Annotated in this window: 21 protein-coding genes; 13 read left to right on the top strand and 8 right to left on the bottom strand. The window is 64.4% G+C overall.

From position 1 onward, the window contains the following. The first annotated feature begins 20 nt into the window (after positions 1 to 20). A complete protein-coding gene (locus LSQ66_RS09315) occupies positions 21 to 1721 on the top strand; it encodes a DUF4214 domain-containing protein (protein WP_231769500.1) in 1701 nt (566 codons plus the stop codon). Here LSQ66_RS09315 and LSQ66_RS09310 read toward each other — a convergent pair. Then, positions 1712 to 2710, bottom strand: a complete 999-nt coding sequence (locus LSQ66_RS09310; protein ID WP_231769499.1) for a sensor domain-containing diguanylate cyclase — start codon at positions 2708 to 2710, stop codon at positions 1712 to 1714. The genes LSQ66_RS09315 and LSQ66_RS09310 overlap by 10 nt on opposite strands. 153 nt (positions 2711 to 2863) lie before the next feature. On the opposite strand from LSQ66_RS09310, the gene queE reads away from it, so the two are divergent. The 7 genes from queE (at position 2864) to nadC (ending at position 9231) form a co-directional block, all read left to right on the top strand. After that, positions 2864 to 3499 (top strand): 7-carboxy-7-deazaguanine synthase, encoded by a 636-nt coding sequence (gene queE / locus LSQ66_RS09305; RefSeq protein WP_231769498.1) that lies wholly within the window; start codon positions 2864 to 2866, stop codon positions 3497 to 3499. 1 nt (position 3500) lies between these two features. Further along, a complete protein-coding gene (gene queD / locus LSQ66_RS09300) occupies positions 3501 to 3947 on the top strand; it encodes a 6-carboxytetrahydropterin synthase QueD (RefSeq protein WP_231769497.1) in 447 nt (148 codons plus the stop codon). Further along, positions 3940 to 4449: a tRNA adenosine(34) deaminase TadA gene (gene tadA / locus LSQ66_RS09295; RefSeq protein ID WP_231769496.1), complete on the top strand. Its 510-nt coding sequence runs from the start codon at positions 3940 to 3942 to the stop codon at positions 4447 to 4449. Before queD ends, tadA begins: the two co-directional genes overlap by 8 nt. Continuing rightward, a complete protein-coding gene (gene ldcA / locus LSQ66_RS09290) occupies positions 4446 to 5351 on the top strand; it encodes a muramoyltetrapeptide carboxypeptidase (RefSeq protein ID WP_231769495.1) in 906 nt (301 codons plus the stop codon). Before tadA ends, ldcA begins: the two co-directional genes overlap by 4 nt. Before the next feature lie 258 nt (positions 5352 to 5609). Next, positions 5610 to 7208, top strand: coding sequence for an ABC-F family ATPase (locus tag LSQ66_RS09285; RefSeq protein WP_231769494.1), 1599 nt, complete (start codon positions 5610 to 5612; stop codon positions 7206 to 7208). Further along, the gene (gene nadA, locus LSQ66_RS09280; RefSeq protein ID WP_231769493.1) at positions 7208 to 8362 is read left to right on the top strand and encodes a quinolinate synthase NadA; all 1155 of its coding nucleotides are present in this window, start codon (positions 7208 to 7210) and stop codon (positions 8360 to 8362) included. Before LSQ66_RS09285 ends, nadA begins: the two co-directional genes overlap by 1 nt. Then, complete coding sequence (gene nadC / locus LSQ66_RS09275) at positions 8359 to 9231, top strand: carboxylating nicotinate-nucleotide diphosphorylase (RefSeq protein WP_231769492.1); 873 nt, start codon at positions 8359 to 8361, stop codon at positions 9229 to 9231. Before nadA ends, nadC begins: the two co-directional genes overlap by 4 nt. Positions 9232 to 9234: 3 nt before the next feature. Here nadC and LSQ66_RS09270 read toward each other — a convergent pair whose 3' ends face one another. From LSQ66_RS09270 to LSQ66_RS09260, 3 genes are all read right to left on the bottom strand, one after another. Next, the gene (locus LSQ66_RS09270) at positions 9235 to 9924 is read right to left on the bottom strand and encodes a 4'-phosphopantetheinyl transferase family protein (RefSeq protein WP_231769491.1); all 690 of its coding nucleotides are present in this window, start codon (positions 9922 to 9924) and stop codon (positions 9235 to 9237) included. Positions 9925 to 9967: 43 nt separating this feature from the next. Further along, complete coding sequence (locus tag LSQ66_RS09265) at positions 9968 to 12187, bottom strand: hypothetical protein (RefSeq protein ID WP_231769490.1); 2220 nt, start codon at positions 12185 to 12187, stop codon at positions 9968 to 9970. A gap of 180 nt (positions 12188 to 12367) precedes the next feature. After that, on the bottom strand, positions 12368 to 14071 hold the full coding sequence (locus LSQ66_RS09260) for an MFS transporter (protein ID WP_231769489.1): 1704 nt from the start codon (positions 14069 to 14071) through the stop codon (positions 12368 to 12370). A 168-nt stretch (positions 14072 to 14239) separates the two neighbouring features. On the opposite strand from LSQ66_RS09260, the gene LSQ66_RS09255 reads away from it, so the two are divergent. Genes LSQ66_RS09255 through LSQ66_RS09240 form a run of 4 tightly spaced genes read left to right on the top strand, consistent with a single transcriptional unit; the run spans position 14240 to position 17180 of the window. Continuing rightward, positions 14240 to 15418, top strand: coding sequence for an acetyl-CoA C-acyltransferase (locus LSQ66_RS09255; RefSeq protein WP_231769488.1), 1179 nt, complete (start codon positions 14240 to 14242; stop codon positions 15416 to 15418). Beyond that, positions 15418 to 15720 carry a Dabb family protein gene (locus LSQ66_RS09250; RefSeq protein WP_231769487.1) on the top strand — a complete coding sequence of 101 codons (303 nt, stop codon included), beginning with the start codon at positions 15418 to 15420 and terminating at the stop codon, positions 15718 to 15720. The genes LSQ66_RS09255 and LSQ66_RS09250 overlap by 1 nt, the downstream gene beginning before the upstream one ends. Then, complete coding sequence (locus tag LSQ66_RS09245) at positions 15717 to 16712, top strand: NADP-dependent oxidoreductase (protein WP_231769486.1); 996 nt, start codon at positions 15717 to 15719, stop codon at positions 16710 to 16712. Before LSQ66_RS09250 ends, LSQ66_RS09245 begins: the two co-directional genes overlap by 4 nt. Before the next feature lie 45 nt (positions 16713 to 16757). Then, positions 16758 to 17180 carry a GNAT family N-acetyltransferase gene (locus LSQ66_RS09240; RefSeq protein WP_231769485.1) on the top strand — a complete coding sequence of 141 codons (423 nt, stop codon included), beginning with the start codon at positions 16758 to 16760 and terminating at the stop codon, positions 17178 to 17180. On the opposite strand, the gene LSQ66_RS09235 is transcribed toward LSQ66_RS09240, so the two are convergent. Next, positions 17177 to 17590 carry a hypothetical protein gene (locus tag LSQ66_RS09235; RefSeq protein ID WP_231769484.1) on the bottom strand — a complete coding sequence of 138 codons (414 nt, stop codon included), beginning with the start codon at positions 17588 to 17590 and terminating at the stop codon, positions 17177 to 17179. The two genes, LSQ66_RS09240 and LSQ66_RS09235, sit on opposite strands and share 4 nt — an antisense overlap. A gap of 112 nt (positions 17591 to 17702) precedes the next feature. Between LSQ66_RS09235 and LSQ66_RS09230 the strand changes: the two genes are divergently transcribed. Then, a complete protein-coding gene (locus LSQ66_RS09230; protein WP_231769483.1) occupies positions 17703 to 17867 on the top strand; it encodes a hypothetical protein in 165 nt (54 codons plus the stop codon). On the opposite strand, the gene LSQ66_RS09225 is transcribed toward LSQ66_RS09230, so the two are convergent. From LSQ66_RS09225 to ygfZ, 3 genes are read right to left on the bottom strand one after another with little or no spacing between them, the layout of a single operon-like run. Beyond that, the gene (locus LSQ66_RS09225) at positions 17864 to 18688 is read right to left on the bottom strand and encodes an NRDE family protein (RefSeq protein ID WP_231769482.1); all 825 of its coding nucleotides are present in this window, start codon (positions 18686 to 18688) and stop codon (positions 17864 to 17866) included. The two genes, LSQ66_RS09230 and LSQ66_RS09225, sit on opposite strands and share 4 nt — an antisense overlap. After that, the gene (locus tag LSQ66_RS09220; RefSeq protein ID WP_231769481.1) at positions 18679 to 18969 is read right to left on the bottom strand and encodes a DUF4936 family protein; all 291 of its coding nucleotides are present in this window, start codon (positions 18967 to 18969) and stop codon (positions 18679 to 18681) included. Before LSQ66_RS09220 ends, LSQ66_RS09225 begins: the two co-directional genes overlap by 10 nt. A 1-nt stretch (position 18970) precedes the next feature. Next, positions 18971 to 19975 carry a CAF17-like 4Fe-4S cluster assembly/insertion protein YgfZ gene (gene ygfZ, locus LSQ66_RS09215; protein ID WP_231769480.1) on the bottom strand — a complete coding sequence of 335 codons (1005 nt, stop codon included), beginning with the start codon at positions 19973 to 19975 and terminating at the stop codon, positions 18971 to 18973. Between the last annotated feature and the right edge of the window lie 81 nt (positions 19976 to 20056).

The following is a 20056-nucleotide window of genomic DNA, read 5'->3' as shown; positions in this document are numbered from 1 at the left end:
CTATTTCCTCCTTTTGCATCATGAGTCTGAGTACCGGCATCAATGCCATCGATTCCCTGGTGTACAGCAGCTGGAATATTGCTGCCCATACGCCGGCCACCCTGACCTACAGCTTCCTGACCCGCCTGCCCGCCAACGCGGACGCGGAGGACAAGCTCGGCTTCACGCCCATGAGCTCCACCCAGCAGGCAGCCGTGCGCAGCGCCCTGCAGCTGTGGGCCAACGTGGCCAACCTGACCTTCGTGGAAACCACGGCGAACATGGGCAACCTGCAGTTCGGGACCAATACCCAGACGAAGAGCAGCGGCTACGCCTACCTGCCCGAGCAGGGCTACAGCAGCCTGTACATGTTCCTGGCCAAGGACCCTTCCTACAACAAGGTGTTCACGCCGGGCAGCTACGGTCCGACCGTGATGATTCACGAGATCGGCCATATGCTGGGCCTCAAGCATCCGGGGAACTACAACTCGACCGGCAACGGCACGCCCGGGCCCTATCTGCCCGCGGCCACGGACAACGGCGACTACACCCAGATGTCCTACGAGGACCCCAGCAGCCAGGCGATCAACGGCAAGTACGCCACCACGCCCATGCTGTACGATATCCAGGCCATCCAGTACCTGTACGGGGCGAACACGAGCTACCACACGGGCAACGATGTCTACAGCTTCACCAACAGCATTGCTTCTTCCTGCGTGTGGGACGCGGGCGGCCTGAACACCTTCGATTTCTCGGCCTGCACGGGCGCCACCATCATCAACCTGAATGCTGGGGCCTTCAGCGAGACCGCACGCGGCTTGAACAATGTGTCCATCGCCTACGGGGTGACGATCCAGAACGCCGTCGCGGGCAATGGCGGCTCCACCATTTACGGCAATGGCGCAGGCAACGGCATCACGGGTGGCGCGGGCGCGGACCTGATCTACCAGGGGGGCGGCAGCGACCGGATCGAAGGCGGAGGCGGCCGCGACACCGTGGTCTTCGGAGGCACGTTCGCGAAATACGCGGTGCAGAATACGGGATCGGGACTGAGCGTGATCGGCGACGGCAGCGACCTGCTGACGGGCGTGGAGGTGCTGCAATTTGCCGACCGCACGGTGCAGGCCAGCGACTTCCCCCTGCTGCAGCGCCTGGGCGGCAGCATGGGCAACGACACCTTGAGCGCGGGCGCGGCGGCCGAGAATATCGATGCGGGCGCGGGCCTGGATACGGTGGTGTTCAGCGGCGTGCACAGCGCCTACGAGCTGCACAGGACGGCCACCGGCTTCACCATCACCGGCGGCGGCGTGACCGATGCCCTGACGAATGTGGAACGGCTTCAGTTCAGCGATGGTGGCGTGGCCCTCGACCTGGACGGCGCGGCCGGACAGATTTATCGCCTCTATGAAACGGCTTTCGTCCGTGCGCCTGACACGCCAGGGATGGGCCACTGGCTGCGCGCGCAGGAGCGCGGGGTGAGCCTGCAGTCGATCACCTACGATTTCATCCACAGCGAGGAATTCAAATCGATCTACGGCGCCAACCAGAGCGATGCGGATTTCGTCACGCTGCTCTACCGCAATGCGCTGCACCGCGAGCCCGATACCGCGGGCCTGAACTTCCACGTGGCGAACCTGCAGGCGGGCATGTCGCGCGAGCAGGTGCTGATCGGCTTTTCGGAGTCGGCGGAGAACGTGGCCCTGGTCGGCAGTCACATGCCGCTGGGCGTGTATTACACCTGAGCCGCTTCGTCCGCGAGGGGCAGGCTGATGCGGTTGCGGCCCATGTGCTTGGCGCGGTAGAGGGCGGCGTCCGCCGTCGCCACCAGCTGGGCGGGCAGGCTCTCCACACCCGGCAGGGCGGTGGCGGCGCCGATGCTCACCGTGACCACGCGCTGGCCCGTGCCCAGGTTGGGCAGTTGCAGGGCTTCCACCCGGCAGCGGATGCGCTCGGCCACAATGGCCGCGCCTTTCAGCGCCTGGTTGGGCAGGATGACGGCGAATTCCTCGCCGCCGTAGCGCGCCACCAGGTCGTTGGTGCGCATTTCGCTGGCGACAGCGGCCGCGATGCGCTGCAGGCAGGTGTCCCCGCCGACGTGGCCGTAGGCGTCGTTGTACTGCTTGAAGTTGTCGACATCGACCATCAATAGGGAAAGGGGCTGTTGGTGGCGCTGGGCGCGCGACCATTCGCCCTGGAGCGTCTGGTCGAAGCAGCGGCGGTTGGCCAGGCCCGTGAGACCGTCCCTGGTGGCCAATTGCTCCAGGGCGATGCGGGCCTGCTTTTCTTCGGTCACATCCCTCACGGTTTCGATGCAGGCGATCAGGCGGCCCTCGCTGTCCTGCACGGGGCTGGCGTCGATGGCGAGATAGCGCCGGTGGCCCGTGCGCGGCAGCTGGTACCAGGACTCGGCGCACAGGCTCTGGCCCCGCTCGCCGCCCAGGCTCCAGCGCTCGTAGAGGCCGGGGGCCTCGGCGCTGCGGCCCTGCAGCAGCAGATCGGCGGCCGTGGGACGGGCCCGTTCGTAAAAGCAGCGCCAGTGTTCGGCCGTCCCCAGCACTTCATAGGCCGGCACGCCCGTCAGGCGCTCGCAGGCGCGGTTCCACAGGATCACCTTGCCGCGCGAATCCACCACGAAGGTGGGAATGGCGAGCAGTTCCAGCAGCTTGAAGGCGAAACCGTGCTGGTGTTCGGGGATGGCGGGAGGCATGGGCAGGCGAAGGGGGCTGTTCATTGGCTGGCGGAAATGGGCGCTGTGGAAGTCCAGCCATTGTGCAGGCGGGGCGGGCGGCAAATGTTGACCATCCGCAATCTTTGATGACAAAGGCGCTTGGCTTATAATAGAGGGTTGCCTCCCGGCCCAGGCGGGCCGATATCGGGATTCATCGTGACTTACAGCATCAAGGAAATCTTTTATACATTGCAAGGCGAAGGCGCCCATGCCGGGCGTCCGGCCGTGTTCTGCCGCTTCGCGGGCTGCAACCTGTGGACGGGGCGCGAGAGTGATCGCGCCAGCGCCGTCTGCCAGTTCTGCGACACGGACTTCGTCGGCACGGACGGCGAGCGCGGCGGCAAGTTTGCCACGCCGGACAGCCTGGCCGAGGTGATCGACGGCCTCTGGCCCGCCACCCACGCGGCCAGCAAGTACGTCGTCTTCACGGGCGGCGAGCCGCTCCTGCAGCTCGATGCCCCGCTGATCGATGCCATGCACGCGCGCGGCTTCACCATCGCCATCGAAACCAACGGCACGCTGCCCGTGCCCGCGGGCGTGGACTGGATCTGCGTCAGCCCGAAAATGGGCTCGAAGCTGGTGGTGGAGAAGGGCAACGAGATCAAGGTCGTCATCCCGCAGAAGGACCAGGACCTGGCCGCCTATGAGGGCCTGGACTTCGAGAACTTCTTCGTGCAGCCGATGGACGGCCCCCTGGCCGCCTACAACACCACGCTGGCGATCGAAACCTGCAAGCGCAATCCGAAATGGAAACTGAGCCTGCAAACCCACAAATTACTGAACATCCCCTGACATGCTGACCATTACCCGCAAGCTCGAATTCGATGCCGGCCACCGGATTCCCGACCACAAGAGCCAGTGCCGCAACCTGCACGGCCACCGCTACACGCTGGAGATTACGCTCACGGGCCAGGTCATCACCGCCGAAGGCAATTCGGACAACGGCATGATCATGGATTTCTCGGACGTGAAGGCGCTCGCCAAGGAGCACCTGGTGGACGTATGGGACCACGCCTTCCTCGTCTACGAGAAGGATGCGGCGGTCAAGGAATTCCTGGCCTCCCTGCCTGGCCACAAGACGGTGGTGATCGACCGCATTCCAACCGTGGAGAACCTGGCGGCCGTGGCTTTCGACATCCTCAAGGCTGCCTACAAGGACCGCTACGGCACCGGCCTGCGCCTGCACAAGCTGGTGCTCCACGAAACCCCGAACTGCTGGGCCGAGATCACCGATGCCTGACAGCGCGGAAGAAGGCTTCATGCGCGAGGCCCTGGCCGAGGCGCGCAAGGCCTGGGCGCTGGGCGAGGTGCCGGTGGGTGCCGTGGTGGTGAAGGACGGCGAGATCATCGCGCGCGGCTTCAACCAGCCCATCGCGGGCCATGACCCCACGGCGCACGCCGAAATCGTGGCCCTGCGCGCGGCGGCTGCGGTTCTTGGCAACTACCGCCTGCCGGGCTGCGAGCTTTATGTGACGCTCGAACCCTGCGTGATGTGCTCGGGCGCCATGATGCATGCGCGCCTGGCGCGGGTGGTCTACGGTGCGGCCGATCCGAAGACGGGCGCCTGCGGCTCGGTCGTCAATCTGTTCGAACAGGAGCGCCTGAACCATCACACGGAGACCGTTGCTGGCGTGCTGGCCGAAGAATGCGGTAATCTCCTGAAATCCTTCTTTACCGAACGCCGTGCCGCCGCCCGTGCCGGGCGCGCCGCGCCGCTCGACGACACCGGGACCGGAACTTGAGCAAACCTGTAGGCATCGCCATCGCCGGCCTTGGCGGCTACGCACTGTACGAAGACGCGCTGGAGCGCGGCATGGCCAGGCTCGAAGCGCAGGGCCACATCGTCCATAACTATTACGATCCGGCGCAGAAGCACCAGCGCTTCGCTGGTACGGACGCCAACCGCCTCGCCCAGCTGAACGCGGCCGCCGCCGATCCGGACGTGCAGGTGGTGATTGCGCTACGCGGGTCCTATGGTGTGAGCCGCCTCCTGCCTTTCATCGATTACCGCAAGATGGCCGACAGCGGGAAGCTCTTCGTCGGCTACAGCGATTTCACCGCCTTCCAGACCGCGCTCTACAGGGAAACGGGGCGCATCAGCTTCTCCGGGCCCATGATGTGCGACGATTTTATCCGCGATGATCCCGTCGATTACACGCTGGACCAGTTCTGGAGCTGCCTGCGCGGGCCCGTGCATCATGTGCGGGGAATGGGGGAGGGCAATCCCCTGGTCGATATCGAGGGGCCGATCTGGGGCGGCAACCTGGCCATGCTGGCGCATGTGGCGGGCACGCCTTATCTGCAGCCGCTGGAACGGGGCATTCTCTTCCTCGAGGATATTGCCGAGCATCCTTACCGCGTCGAGCGCATGATCCTGCAGCTCCTGTACGCGGGCGTGCTCGAGGGCCAGCAGGCCATCGTTCTCGGCGACTTCTCCGGGTACAAGCTGGCGCCTGCCGACAACGGCTACAATTTCGATACCATGGTCGCCTTCCTGCGCGAGCGCCTGCCAATGCCGGTGCTGACCGGCCTTCCATTTGGCCACATCAAGTCACGCTGCACCATTCCGTTCGGCGCCGCCGCCCATCTGCGCAGCGATCCCGCCGGTTTCGACCTCACTCTTAGCGGCTATCCCACGCTTTAGAGAGTGCCAGTTCTCCTTCCCGGCGCGTATGGGAGATTTGCTGAAAACTTCTGAAACCTGCTGAAAAGTGGCGGACAAACCAGCGGGACCGTCCGCAATGCCTGGGAGGAGGTCCTGATCTGCATGGCGGGCGAGCGGCACTGGCTTACCGCCTCGGTTCGCCGCGCCCGCCAGCGCCAGGCGGAGAAGGAGGCGGCGGCAAGCCCGGCAAAATGGTAAAATGCCCGGTTACGAAACTTCTGCTTTAAGGGCTCATCAGTGCTATCCACCGCTAATATCACCATGCAGTTCGGCGCCAAGCCGCTGTTCGAAAACATCTCCGTCAAGTTTGGCGATGGCAACCGTTACGGCCTGATCGGGGCCAACGGCTGCGGCAAGTCGACCTTCATGAAAATCCTCGGCGGCGACCTGGAGCCGTCCTCCGGGAACGTGATGCTGGATGTGAACGAGCGCCTGGGCAAGCTGCGCCAGGACCAGTTCGCGTACGAGGAAATGCGCGTGCTGGACGTGGTGATGATGGGCCACACCGAAATGTGGGCCGCCATGCAGGAGCGCGATGCGATCTACGCCAATCCCGAAGCGACCGACGACGATTACATGAAGGCCGCCGAACTGGAAGGCAAGGTCGCCGAATATGACGGCTACACCGCCGAAGCCCGCGCGGGCGAACTGCTGCTGGGCGCTGGCGTGGCCATCGACCTTCACCAGGGCCCCATGAGCGCCGTGGCCCCCGGCTGGAAGCTGCGCGTGCTGCTGGCCCAGGCCCTGTTCTCGAATCCGGACATCCTGCTGCTGGACGAACCGACCAATAACCTGGACATCAACACCATCCGCTGGCTGGAAGAAGTGCTGAACGAGCGCGATTCGACGATGATCATCATCTCGCACGACCGCCACTTCCTGAACCAGGTCTGCACCCACGTGGCGGACATGGACTACGGCACCCTGAAGATCTATCCGGGCAATTACGACGACTACATGCTGGCCTCCACCCAGGCCCGCAACCAGCAGCTGGCCAACAACGCCAAGGCGAAAGAGAAGGTCGCCGAGCTGCAGGACTTCGTGCGCCGCTTCTCGGCCAACAAGTCCAAGGCCCGCCAGGCCACTTCCCGCGCCAAGATGATCGAGAAGATCAAGGTCGAGGACATCAAGCCGTCCTCGCGCGCCTATCCCTTCGTGCGTTTCGAAGGCGAGAAAAAGCTGCACCGCCTGGCCGTGGAAGTCGATTCCATCTCCAAGACCTACGACCGCAATCTGTTCAAGAACTTCAGCATCATGGTGGAAGCGGGCGAACGCATTGCGATTATCGGCGCCAACGGCGCGGGCAAGACCACCATGCTGCGCTGCATCGCGGGCGATATCGCCAAGCTCCAGCCGGACACCGGCTTCGTGAAGTGGGCCGAGAACGCGAACGTGGGCTACATGCCGCAGGATCCGACCGAGGACTTCGCCACCGACGCCTCGCTCACGGACTGGATGGGCCAGTGGACCAAGGAAGGCGACGACGACCAGGCCGTGCGCTCCATCCTCGGCCGCCTGCTGTTCGGCGGCGACGAGGTGAAGAAATCGGTGCGTGTCCTGTCAGGCGGCGAGAAAGGCCGTATGATGTACGGGAAGCTGATGCTGGGCCGTCACAACGTCCTGATGCTGGACGAGCCGACCAACCACATGGACATGGAGTCCATCGAATCGCTCAACATCGCGCTGGACAAGTATGCCGGCACCCTGATCTTCGTGTCGCATGACCGCGAGTTCGTTTCCTCGCTGGCCAACCGCATCATCGAGATCAAGGAGAACGAAGTCGTCGACTTCCGCGGCAACTACGAAGACTATCTGAAGAGCCAGGGTATCGATTAATGAACACCGTCGCTGTACCGATCAAGACTGTCGAATACGAAAAACCGCTGCTGGACCACAACGAGCAGGGCGGAAGCTGCGTGGCCCACGCCTGGGCGCGCACCCCGGCGCCTGTCAACGCCGCCGAGAAAATCGCCCTGAAAGAGCGCATCCGCGTGCTGCTGCGCGAGCGCCAGGCCGTGCTCGTGGCCCACTACTATGTGGACGCCGACCTGCAGGACCTGGCCGAGGAAACGGGCGGCTGCGTGTCCGACTCGCTGGAGATGGCGCGCTTCGGCCGCGACCATCCGGCGAAAACCCTCGTTGTGGCAGGCGTGAAGTTTATGGGCGAGACCGCGAAGATCCTGAGCCCGGAAAAGACCATCCTCATGCCGGACCTGGACGCAACCTGCTCGCTGGACCTGGGCTGCCCGCCCGAGGAGTTCGCGGCCTTCTGCGACCAGCATCCGGACCGCACCGTGGTGGTGTACGCGAACACCAGCGCCGCCGTGAAGGCGCGCGCGGACTGGATGGTGACGTCCTCCATCGGCCTGGATATCGTCAAGCACCTGCATGAGCAGGGCAAGAAGATCCTGTGGGCGCCGGACAAGCACCTCGGCTCCTACATCCAGAAGCAGACCGGCGCCGACATGCTCCTGTGGCAAGGCTCCTGCCTGGTGCACGACGAATTCAAGGGCATTGAGCTGGACCTGCTGAAGGCCGAGCATCCGGACGCCAAGGTGCTGGTGCACCCAGAGTCGCCCGCCAACGTGGTGGCCCAGGCCGACGTGGTGGGTTCCACCTCCCAGTTGATCGCAGCTGCCGTGAGCCTGCCTGCCACCAAATTCATTGTGGCGACCGACAACGGCATTCTGCACAAGATGCGCATGGCCGCACCGGGCAAGACCTTCATCGAAGCGCCGACAGCAGGCAACAGCGCTACCTGCAAGAGCTGCGCCCACTGTCCGTGGATGGCCATGAACGGCCTGCGCAACCTGGCGGACGTGCTGGAAAACATGAGCAACGAAATCCATGTCGATCCTGCCGTTGGCGCCCAGGCCCAGCGCTCGATCAACCGCATGCTCGATTTCGCCGCCGCCAAAAAGGCCAAGGTGGCGCCCGGCGCCGACCTGGCCAAGGAAGCCAAGCTGTTTGAAGGGATCGGCCCCGCATGAGCACCCTCATTAATCCATTCGCACCCTTCGACGAAGCGCTGGTGCGCGCCTATGAACAGAACCTTCTCTCCGCCTTGCTGGAGGACGTAGGCACGGGCGACCTTACCGGCCAGCTTGTGCCGGACGGCGCGCGCTCCGTCGCCCGCGTGATCGTGCGCGAAGAGGCCGTGCTGTGCGGCGCTCCCTGGTTCGAAGGCATCATGCATGCCGTGGACCAGGCCATCGGCATCGAGTGGCACTACGCCGAAGGCGACGTGATGAAGGCCGATACGCCGGTCTGCACCCTCGTAGGTCCTTCGCGCGCCCTGCTGACGGGCGAGCGCGCAGCGCTCAACTTCCTGCAGCTGCTGTCCGGCGTGGCCACGGCCACCCGCCGCTATGTGGACGCCATCGCGGGCACCACCGCATCCATCCTCGACACCCGCAAGACGCTGCCCGGCCTGCGCCTGGCGCAGAAGTACGCGGTGCGCGTGGGCGGCGGCAAGAACCAGCGTCTTGCGCTCTACGACGGCATCCTGATCAAGGAGAACCATATCGCTGCCGCAGGCGGTGTGACGGCGGCCCTCGTGGCGGCCAAGCGCGTCGGCGGCGGCGTGTCGATCCAGGTGGAAGTGGAAACGCTGGAACAGCTGGAAGAGGCCCTGACGGCTGGCGCCACCTCGATCCTGCTGGATAACTTCGATCTGGCAGCCATGCGCGCTGCTGTGGAGCAGAATCGCGGCCGCGCCGTACTGGAAGCCTCTGGCGGCGTCAATTTCGACACCGTGCGCGCCATCGCCGAAACCGGCGTGCACCGCATCTCCATCGGCAGCCTGACGAAAGATATCCGCGCCGTCGACTACTCGCTGCGCGTCATCGGTGCTGCCTGATACTCAGGGCAGCACGACCGCCGTCATCACGGTAGCCTCGTCCAGGCGCTGGTAGAAGGCATCGAAGCGGAAGCCCGGCTGCAAGGCCGGGCTGAGCGCCTGGACGCATCGGAACTGCAGGCGCGCGCTGGCGGCGTCGAACTCCACAAGTTCCACCGCTTCGAAGCCGAAGAACTCTCCCACCTGGCCGAAAGCCGCCTTGAAGAAGCTCTCCTTCGCGGAGAACAGCAGGGCCAGATCCTCTCCATCCAGCAGCGCCAGCTCGCCCTCGTGCGCCACCTCCCTGGCGATCTCGCCGTGCAGCGCCTCGCCGATCCGGCTTTCGATATCGATTCCCACACCCTGCGCTGCGTCCTGCGCGAACACGGCCGCGGCGGCGAAGCTGCCGTTGTGGGTGATGCTCCCGGCGACACCCTGAGGCCAGCGTGGCGCCCGATGGCTGCCCACTGCGACCTGCGCATCCGCCGCGCCGTGCAGGCGCAACGCCTCGCGCGCGCAAATGCGGCCCGCGAGGAATTCGGCCTGCCGCTTGCGAACAGCGGAGCCAATGGTCGCGGGCGCGTCGATCCCGAACTCGCGGAACAGGCCAGGCTCGAAATGCGCCAGCTCGTAGCGCGCCAGCACGAAGGGGAAGGGGATTCGGCCGGGAAAGGTATGGAAGTCCCAGCCGATGAAGGAGTGTGGACGAAGCATGCCCTATTGTAGCCGGTAAGGGGGACGAATCCCCCCTTGCCGTCTACTTCGGACCGAGGCACAGCCCAACTTCGATATGGTTCGAGTTGTGATGGCCCGGCAGGCTGTTGACGATAGACCGGTCATGCACCACGAGCCGCACCACATAGCCGCAGGTGTGCATCTCGATCGGTGACAGGGTGTTCAGCGACCAGCCATGTCCGCCCGGCCCGGTGGGGGTGGTATGCGCCAGGAAGGGCACAGCCTCCGGCTGGTTCGACGGCGTCATCGCCGAATTGGGCAGGGTTGATAGTCCCCACGATCCGAAGTAGGTATCCTCGGCGATGAAGTTTCCCGTGATGGTCGAATTCTGCGGGAAGGTCTTGCAGTCGCCGCCTGCCGAAATGTGCAGGTCGATGGTGGGCGGGCTGGCGGGCGGTTCCGCCGGGCCGGTATTATCGAGCTGCACCCGATACCAGGGCGTGCTGCCGATGATGCCCGTTTCGTCCTGCGTGGTGGAGACCTCCAGCTGCATCTCCCACAGCGCGTCCCTGTCCGCTCCCGTCAGGGACGCGGAAGACCAGATCGCCACCGTGCGCGTCACATAGTCCGCCGGATTGAGGTAGGCGAAGAAGCCGTTCGTCGCCACCTGCGTATCGAAGGTGGGCGGATGCACCCAGCGCTCGACAAGGAAGCTGTCCGACAGCACATTGACGACGCTGTGATCGCTCGACTTGCGCACACTGACCCGGTAGTACATGCCGGGGTAGAACTGCGCATCCATGTACAGCGCTCCGCCGAAGGGGCAGGCACGGCCGAGGGCATCGGCCGCGCTGCCCGGATAGTGCGCGAAGACTGCGGTGGACGTGGTCAGGCCGCTGCCGGCAGTATCGATCATCTCGACCGGAATGCCGCCGATATTGCGGATCTCCGGCGCCTGCGGGGTGCCGTGTTCTGCGGGGTTCAGCTGCACGTGCGTGTCCAGCCGGTTGCCCCAGGTGGGCAGCGCATCGGGATCGGTGACCGAAGGCGGCGTGTTCCAGGACAGCACGGCGCGCAGGCGCGCCACGCGCGGTGTCTTGCAGCCGCGCTTGAACTTCGAAATGTCCACCGGCAGGATGGCCGCATAACACAGCCCGTGCTGCGGAATGGAGGCGATGTCGTGCACGTTCACCTGCGCCGTGCCCACATAGGTCCACTGGCAGGTATTGTCCCAATCAGCCCAGAAGGCCACGTATTCCTGGCTGCCGGGGTGGCACAGGTCACCCGAGTAGCCCGAAGGCCGCTTGATGCGGAAGGTGGCCACCAGGCGCTCCGGAATGCCTTCGTCCAGGCCGAGGCATTCGAGCTGCTCGTAGTCCACGTTGGCATTGGTCTGAGCCAGCGCGGCGATGGATGCGCTCAGGTCCAGCCCTGCCGCCTTCCATTCCGTCTTCGCCTCGTTCAGCACATCGCTGCTGAAAATCCCGTTCGCCACAATCGACTGGAGCGCCTGGAAGCCGAAGCGGTGTCCCGGAACGCTCAGGGTGGAAGCCTGCGGCGCGGCGCCCTTGGCGCCTTTTCCGTAGATCTGTGCCAGCTGGCCGATGCTGAATGGAGGCGGGTCGGGCTGCGGAATCGGCAGGTGCTGCACTTGCTCGAACAGCTGCGGAATCTTGATCTTCTGGTTCAGGGATTCGTTGATCGATTCGAAGAGGCAGAACAGGTTCCACGGATGCGGCTTGATCTGGATATTGCAGTCGAGCGTGTTGCCCCACACCGGCGTCCAGCCCACGTTGGCGGCGCCCGCAGGCGGTTCCCACTGCCAGGACAGGATAGCGTGCACCTTCGGCAGCACGGGCTTGTCGCAGCAGCGCGTCTTCGGATCGAGGCGCAGGTTCACCGCGTAGACCAGGGGCTTGTCGAGATCCTGCGCGCAGTCGCGGTTCGTGGGGATGTCGTGCACGTTCACGGCGGCCAGGCCCGCGTCCTCCCAGCCGCTGCCATAATCCACGAAGAAGCGCACGAATTCCGTGCTGCCCTTGCTGCACAGGTCCCCGCCGTAGCCGCTTGCCTGCTTGATGGCGATGGTCGCTTCCAGGAAGCTGGTGGCCGGGTTGTAGGCCACGCACGTCAGCTGCTCGAACACCGTGTTGGACACGATCTTCGTGACCGGCGTTTCGGTGCTCTGCGGAAGATTGCCGAAGTAATTGAGATTCCCGGCCAGCAGGGTCTTGAACTGGGCGCGTTCCTTGCGGTGGTGATCCTTGTCCTGCACGTTTTCACTGTTCTTTTGCACTGCCATGACCTTCTCCGTTTCTGGTTGAGGGATGGGCGCCGGCGCAAAAAATTCACGGCGAAATGAGAGTCTAGTGTCGCCGCGGCAGGGAAAATGCCAGAGTCCGCTTCGTCTGATCTGGCTCAATAAAAAAACGCGGCCTGGATTCGCATCCAGGCCGCGTTGCGGGATCAGCTCAGGAAACGCTTAGTCCTGAGCGTAGATGTCGCGGTCCTTGGTCTCCTTGATGAACAGGCCGCCCACCACGAGGGTGATCAGCGCAATCACGATCGGATACCACAGGCCGTAGTAGATGTCGCCCTTGAAGGCCACCAGCGCGAACACTGTGGTCGGCAGCAGGCCGCCGAACCAGCCGTTACCGATGTGGTAGGGCAGGGACATGGAGGTGTAGCGGATGCGGGTCGGGAACAGCTCCACCAGCATGGCGGCGATCGGGCCGTACACCATGGTCACATACAGCACCAGGATGAACAGCAGCAGCACCATCATCGGCTTGTTGATCTGCTCGGGATCGGCCTTGGCAGGGTAGCCTGCGGCCTTGATCGCGGCGCCCACTTCCTTCTTGAAGGCGCCTTCCTTGGCTTTCGAGTCCGCGTCGAAATTCAGGTTATCCGGTGTCATCACGGCGTTGAATGCCTGCACTTCCGTGTCGCCGACCTTGATCTTGGCAACGCTGCCCGCTGGCGCATCCTGCTTGGTGTAGTTCACCGAGCTGCTGGACAGCGCTGCGGTAGCGATGTCGCAGGAGGATGGGAACTTCTTCTGGCCGGTCAGGTTGAACTGGAAGTGGCAGGAAGCCGGATCGGCGATCACCACCACGGGGGAGTTCTTCAGTGCTGCTTCCAGCTGAGGGTTGCCGTAGTGGGTCAGGCCCTGGAACAGCGGGAAGTAGGTCAGCGCGGCGATCAGGCAGCCGCCCAGGATGATCCACTTGCGGCCGATCTTGTCGGACAGGGCGCCGAAGAAGATGAAGAACGGCGTTGCCAGCAGCAGCGCGATGGCGATCAGGATGTTGGCGGTTGCCAGCTCGATCTTCAGCACCTGCTGCATGAAGAACAGGGCGTAGAACTGGCCGGTATACCACACCACTGCCTGGCCCATGGTCAGGCCGACCAGCGCCAGGACCACGATCTTCAGGTTGCGCCATTGGCCGAAGGATTCGGACAGCGGAGCCTTGGAGGTCTTGCCCTCGGCCTTCATCTTGGCGAAGGCAGGCGATTCGTTCATGGAGAGGCGGATCCACACCGAGATACCCAGCAGCAGAACCGACACCAGGAAGGGTACACGCCAGCCCCAGGCCGCGAATTCCTCTTCGCCGATTGCCAGGCGGGTAGCCAGGATCACGAGCAGGGACATGAACAGGCCCATGGTCGCCGTGGTCTGGATCCAGGAGGTGAACTGGCCGCGCTTGCCGTGCGGCGCATGCTCCGCCACGTAGGTGGCCGCGCCGCCGTACTCGCCGCCCAGCGCGAGGCCTTGCAGGATGCGCAGAGTGATGAGGATGATCGGGGCTGCGATGCCGATGGAGGCATGGCCCGGGAGCAGGCCGACGATGAAGGTCGACAGGCCCATGATGAGAATCGTGACCAGGAAGGTGTACTTACGGCCGATCATGTCGCCCAGGCGGCCGAACACCAGCGCGCCGAAGGGGCGCACGATGAAGCCCGCGGCAAATGCCAGCAGTGCGAAAATGAAGGTGATGGTGGGGTCGCCGATGAAGAACTGCTTGGCGATGATCGACGCCAGGGCGCCGTACAGGTAGAAGTCGTACCACTCGAAAACCGTGCCGAGCGAGGAAGCGAAGATCACTTTCTTCTCTTCCGCCGTCATCGGCGACGCCTTGCCTTTCCCCAGATTGCGGCTATCCGCGGTGCCAGAGGTGATTGCCATATTTTGTCTCCGTATATTGTAGATTGCCATCGGTGTTACCTTATTGGCATGACGGAGTGTGGGCGCTTAACCTTACGTCATGCTTGCTTCAAACTTACGCCGAACTTACACGAACGACCGTGCTAATTGTGCTATGCTCGCCCGCATTGACCCCTACAGGAGACTCTCATGACTGACGCCGTCATCGTATCGACCGCCCGCACCGGCCTGGCCAAATCGTGGAAAGGGGCGTTCAACATGACGCACGGCGCCACCATGGGCGCCCATGTGCTGCAGGCGGCGGTCAGCCGTGCCGGAATCGAAGCGGCCGAGGTGGAGGATGTGCTGGTAGGCTGCGCCTTCCCAGAGGGCGCCAACGGCGGCAATATGGCGCGCCAGGTCGTGCTGCGCGCAGGCTTCCCCGTGACCACGGCGGGCATGACCATCAACCGCTTCTGTTCCTCCGGCCTGCAGACCATCGCACTTGCCGCCCAGCGCATCCTCGCGGGCGAGGGCGATATCTATGCGGCGGGCGGCGTCGAATCCATCTCCTGCGTGGCGCAGGAAATGAATCTCCACATGTACCGAGAAGTCTGGCTCCAGCAGAACAAGCCCGCCATCTATATGCCCATGCTGGAAACGGCCGAGAACGTGGCGAAGCGCTACGGCATCTCCAAGGAGCGCCAGGACGAATACGGCGTGCGCAGCCAGCAGCGCGCGGCAGCGGCCCAGGAAGCGGGCCTGTACAAGGACGAAATCGTGCCGATGACCACCGTAATGGGCGTGGCCGACAAGGCCACCGGCACCATCGGCACGCGCGAAGTGACCATCGCTGCCGACGAAGGCGTCCGCCCCGATACTACCCTTGAAGGCGTGCGCGGCATCCGCAGCGCGCTGCCCGGCGGCGTGATCACGGCGGGCAATGCCAGCCAGTTCTCGGACGGCGCGTCCATGTCCGTGGTCATGAATGCGAAGACGGCTGCGGCCAAGGGCCTCAAGCCATTGGGCGTGTTCCGCGGCTTCGCCGTGGCAGGCTGCGAACCGGACGAAATGGGCATCGGCCCCGTCTTCGCCGTGCCCAAGCTGCTGAAGCAGGCGGGCCTGAAGGTGGAGGATATCGGCCTGTGGGAATTGAACGAAGCCTTTGCCGTGCAGGTGCTGTACTGCGCGGACAAGCTGGGCATTCCCATGGACCGCCTGAACGTGAACGGCGGCGCCATCGCCGTGGGCCATCCCTACGGTGTCTCCGGCGCTCGGCTGACGGGCCACGCCCTGCTGGAAGGCAAGCGGCGCGGCGTCAAATACGTGGTCGTCACCATGTGCATCGGCGGCGGCCAGGGCGCGGCAGGCCTGTTCGAGGTGCTGTAATGATCAAGCATATCGTGATGTGGAAGCTCAAGCAGCAGGCAGAAGGCGCGGATCGCGTGGCCAATGCCCACCGCATGAAGGAGCTGCTGGAAGCCTGCGCGGGCATCGTGCCCGGCATCCTGAAGCTGGAGGTGGCCGTGGCCCAGCCAGGGCTGGAAGCCACATACGATGTGGTGCTGTATTCCGAGTTCGAGAACCGCGAGGCGCTGGACGCCTACCAGAACCATCCCCAGCACCAGGCCCTGAAACCCTTCTTTGGCGCTGTGCGCGAGGCGCGCCAGTGCATGGACTACGAAGCATGAACACCTATCAGCGAATCGTACTGGCAGCCCGCCCGCAAGGCGAGGTTCTGCCCGAGCACTTCCGGCTGGAGAGCGTGCCGGTGCCCCCTGTGGGCGAAGGCCAGGTGCTGGTGCGCCACCAGTATCTCTCCCTGGATCCCTATATGCGCGGCCGCATGAGCGATGCGAAGAGCTATGCCGCGCCGCAGCCGCTGGACGAAACCATGATCGGCGGCACGGTAGGGCAGGTGGTGGAGTCGAAGAATCCCCGCTTTGCCGTGGGCGATACAGTGGTAGGCATGGGCGGCTGGGCGGAGATGAGCCTTTCCGACGGCGCCATGCTGCGCAAGGTGGATACCACGCATATTCCCGCCTCGGCCTACCTGGGCGCCGTGGGCATGCCGGGCATGACGGCATGGTATGGCCTCAATCACATCATGAAGCCCAAGGCCGGAGAAACGGTGGCCGTTTCGGCCGCCAGCGGCGCCGTGGGCAGCATCGTGGGCCAGCTGGCCAAGCTGAAAGGCTGCCGCGTGGTCGGCATCGCGGGCGGGAGCGAGAAATGCGCCTACGTGGTCGATGAACTGGGCTTCGACGCCTGCGTGGACTACAAGGCGGGCAATCTGCGCGCCGATCTGAAGGCTGCGGCGCCGGACGGCATCGACGCCATCTTCGAGAACGTGGGCGGAGAAGTGTTCGACGCGGCCCTTGCGCGCACCAACGCCTTCGCCCGCATCGCCCTGTGCGGCATGATCGCGGGCTACAACGGCGAGGATATCGCCCTGAAGAACGTGCGCACGCTGCTTACCAACCGAATTCTCCTGCAAGGCTTCATCGTGACGGAGCATATGGAGCTGTGGCCGCAGGGCCTGACGGAACTGGGCCAGCTGCTGGCAGGCGGCAAGCTGAAGTTCCGCGAATCGGTGGCCGAAGGGCTGGCAGCGGCGCCCGAGGCTTTCATCGGCCTGCTCAAGGGACGCAATTTCGGCAAGCAGCTCGTCAAACTGGCCTAGCTTTGTGTGCGACAATTCGGTTTTACCGAAACCGTTTTCAGCACTATGAGCATTGAAATCCGTTACGGCAGCTGGGAAGCCATGGCTGCCGATGCCAAACCCATCCGCCTTGAAGTCTTCGTCCAGGAGCAGGGCGTTCCGCCCGAACTGGAGATGGACGCCATGGATGCGAAATGCGTCCATGCCGTGGCCTACAGCGCCGAAGGCCAGCCCGTCGGCACCGGCCGCCTGCTACCCAACGGGCATATCGGCCGCATGGCCGTGCTGCGCAGCGCGCGCGGCACCGGCATCGGCGGCGCACTCCTGAAAGGCCTGCTGGCCCAGGCCGAGCAGCGCGGCCACGACGAAGTGGTGTTGCACGCCCAGCTGCACGCCGCCGAGTTCTACCTGGCCCACGGCTTCAAGTCCGAAGGCGAGGTGTTCCAGGAGGCGGGCATCCCCCACATCGAAATGACCTACTACTTCTAGCGCAGGCGGATAGGCTTGCGGTAGGGCGCGAAGGGGGGCTTGGGGAACTGCACGTTCTCGTAGGCTTTGCGGAAGCAGGCTGCCTTCGCTCCTTCCACGTCGGTGGTGGAGCTGGTCACCTTGCCCTCGGCATCGAGCACGAGGATGATCACGACCGGCCACTTGGACTTGTCGTGGCAGTTGCCTTTCTCATCGAGCTTGTTGGCGTTGTTGAAGGCGAGGGATTCGTCCTCGTATTTCGTCGCTTTCGGATTGGGGAACTGGGCGTTGAACTTTGCCATTTCTCCTTGATAGGCCGGGTTGGCCGCTGGCGCGGGTTCGTTCGCGCCCGGCTGGGTGCCCGTGGTCTGGCAGCCTGCGGCGAGGACCAGTGCGGCAATGCCGCTCAGCTTCAATAAATGATTGCGCAAGACAGTCTCCTTGTAATTGCAAGTCTGTCCAAGTGTACATTTTTGCAATATTCCTGTCGCACGGCTGAGACTGCGGCCTTGAAAGACGGTGCCGCGGCACAATCTGCCGGGAATGTTAAAACAGAAACTGAACTGGCGAAGGCCGCTGTTCTATGCCCTGCTGCCCATCTTCCTCGTCATGGTATTTCTCGGCTTCCCCATGCCGGTTGCGCCGCCTCCCGCCACGAAGGCGCGGCAGGAGGAATCGGTGCCGGTCAAGCGGAAAGGGAAGCGCTAGCGGACGGACTGCTCGTTGAGCTGTCCCGCGGCGTTGGCGTAGAGTTTGACGACCGTGGAGCTGCGCGTGCCGTAGTTGGGCGACTCGATGCAGACCGCCGACAGCATGCGCTCCACATCGCGCGGCACGCCCGTTTCGGGCAGGCGCTGGTCCGGCGCGCAGGCCGTGTCGGCCAGCATTTCGAAGTAGGCCTCTTCCGGCGCGCCCAGGCAAAGCAGGCTGGCGAATTGCGCCTTCGTCTTCAGCACCTTGGGCCAGGGCGAATCCAGCACCGCATTCGAGAGCCCATAGATGCCGGGGGCCAGGGGCTGGCCGTTGCGCGGATCGTCACCGCCCTTGTTCGAGAACCACACCAGCTCCTTCCCGTCGCACAGCACGAGATTGAATCCGTTGTAGGCCGCCGCGCCGGGGCGGATCTGCTCCACGTACTCGCGCGCGCTCATGGTGGCGGACAGGAAGTTCGATACCAGCATGCCGCGCGAAGGCGCTGCCGGATTGTGATCCAGCGGCGCGCGGATGTTCGTGATGGCCGCGAAACGCGAAGGCGTCACGCTGCCGTCCGCCGCCGGAGCGGGAGCGCCGTCGCAGCAGCGTGCCTTGAGCGGCGTGAAGTTCGCGGTGGCTGCCGCTTCCGGCCCTTCGGGCGTGGTGATACCCATCCAGCTGCCGCCTGCCTTCAGGTCGCGGCCCGCGATGATCTGGGGATTCTCCTCCCAGGGACCGGCGGGCGCCGTGGCGCGGTCGTAGTACTCGTCGCGGTTGGCCGCAGCAATGAGGGGAACTCCGGGCACTACCTGCCAAGCGAAAACGATCAGGCACATGGTTCTACATCCATAAATACTTCGGTGTGGCGCGGACCGGCGATCAGCGCGGCGATGCCGGCAGCGTCCACGGCCTGCGCGAGAACGGCTTCGAAGCCTTCCGGCGCGGCGGGATACACTTCCATCCAGGTCTGCTGGCCGTCCTTGCTGTCGGGACGGCGCTTGAGCTGCGGCGCCAGCCCATGGCTGGCGGCCAGCGCCCGCTGCATGGCAGCGACGCGCGGCAGCAGGGCTTGGGTGTCGGTCTCCCGCACCCGGTAATAGATATACAGGTCGGCCATGCTAGACGTCGAGCTTGTCCAGCGCGTAAGGCAGGGGCTTGAACTGCAGGGCAGGGCCGGTGGCCGAGCCGAAGCGCACGTCGCCCTGTTCCAGCGCCTCCAGCTTCATTTCCACCAGCGCGTCCACGCCGCCCTCGCCGTTCGGCGCGGCGTTCACCACCATGCCGCAGGGCTGGGCCGGATCGGCGGGCGAGAACACCTCGGCGCCGGCCTTGACCGAGGCATCTGCAATCGTGGCCAGCGCCGTGCGGCGCTTCAATTTGCCCAGGTACTGGCTGCGGGCGACAATCTCCTGGCCCGGATAACAGCCTTTCTTGAAATTGACGCCGCCCAGCAGCTCCAGGTTCACCATCTGCGGCACGAACTGTTCCTGCGTGCCCGCCACGATCTGCGGCACGCCCGCGTGGATCTCGGACAGCTGCCAGGCCTCCGGACCGCCCACTTCCAGGCGCTCGGCCAGTTCGGCAGCCACCGTGTCCAGGGCTTCCGGCTTGGCCAGCCACAGGTAGCGCGGCGAGCCGAAGGCGTCGGCCACGCGCAGCAGGGTGCCCAGGGGATGGTCCACCTTGCGGTAGGGCGCTTCAGGCATGGCGTCGAACCAGGTGCGCAGCACGGCTTCGGCGTCCACGCCGCCCAAGCCCAGGGGCACCGCGCCATCGCTGGCGTCGCTGGCCTTGGTCCTGGCGCGCAAAACGAACATCTGCAGCCGCTTCTGCACGGGCGCCTGGATCTCGCGCGGCAGCTGAAGGAAAACGGATTCCTCGTCCCGCCACATGAGGAAGGACGCCAGCAGGCGGCCCTTGGGCGAGCAGTAGCCCGCCAGGCGCACCTCATCCTGTCCCAGGTGCTCCACGTCGTTGGTCAGCTGGGAGTGCAGGAAGGTGGCCGATTCCTCGCCGGTGAAGGCGATCAGCCCGAGGTTGTCCAGGGGAGCGGCGAAGCCGGTCGCGAGGGCGGCGGCCGTCAGCGGTCCCTGGGAGCGAAGAACTTGATTCCAGCTGGTCATAAAATTTTATAAATCCACGGTTGAGGCATTATCATTACGGGCTCATTATAAAGATCTCGCGAAAAATGCGCCCGGTCGTGC

It is taken from the genome of Massilia endophytica, from assembly GCF_021165955.1.
In the GTDB taxonomy this organism is placed as follows: domain Bacteria; phylum Pseudomonadota; class Gammaproteobacteria; order Burkholderiales; family Burkholderiaceae_D; genus Rugamonas; species Rugamonas endophytica.
Note: the sequence above shows the minus strand (reverse complement) of the source record. Positions and strands in the feature narration are given on the sequence as shown.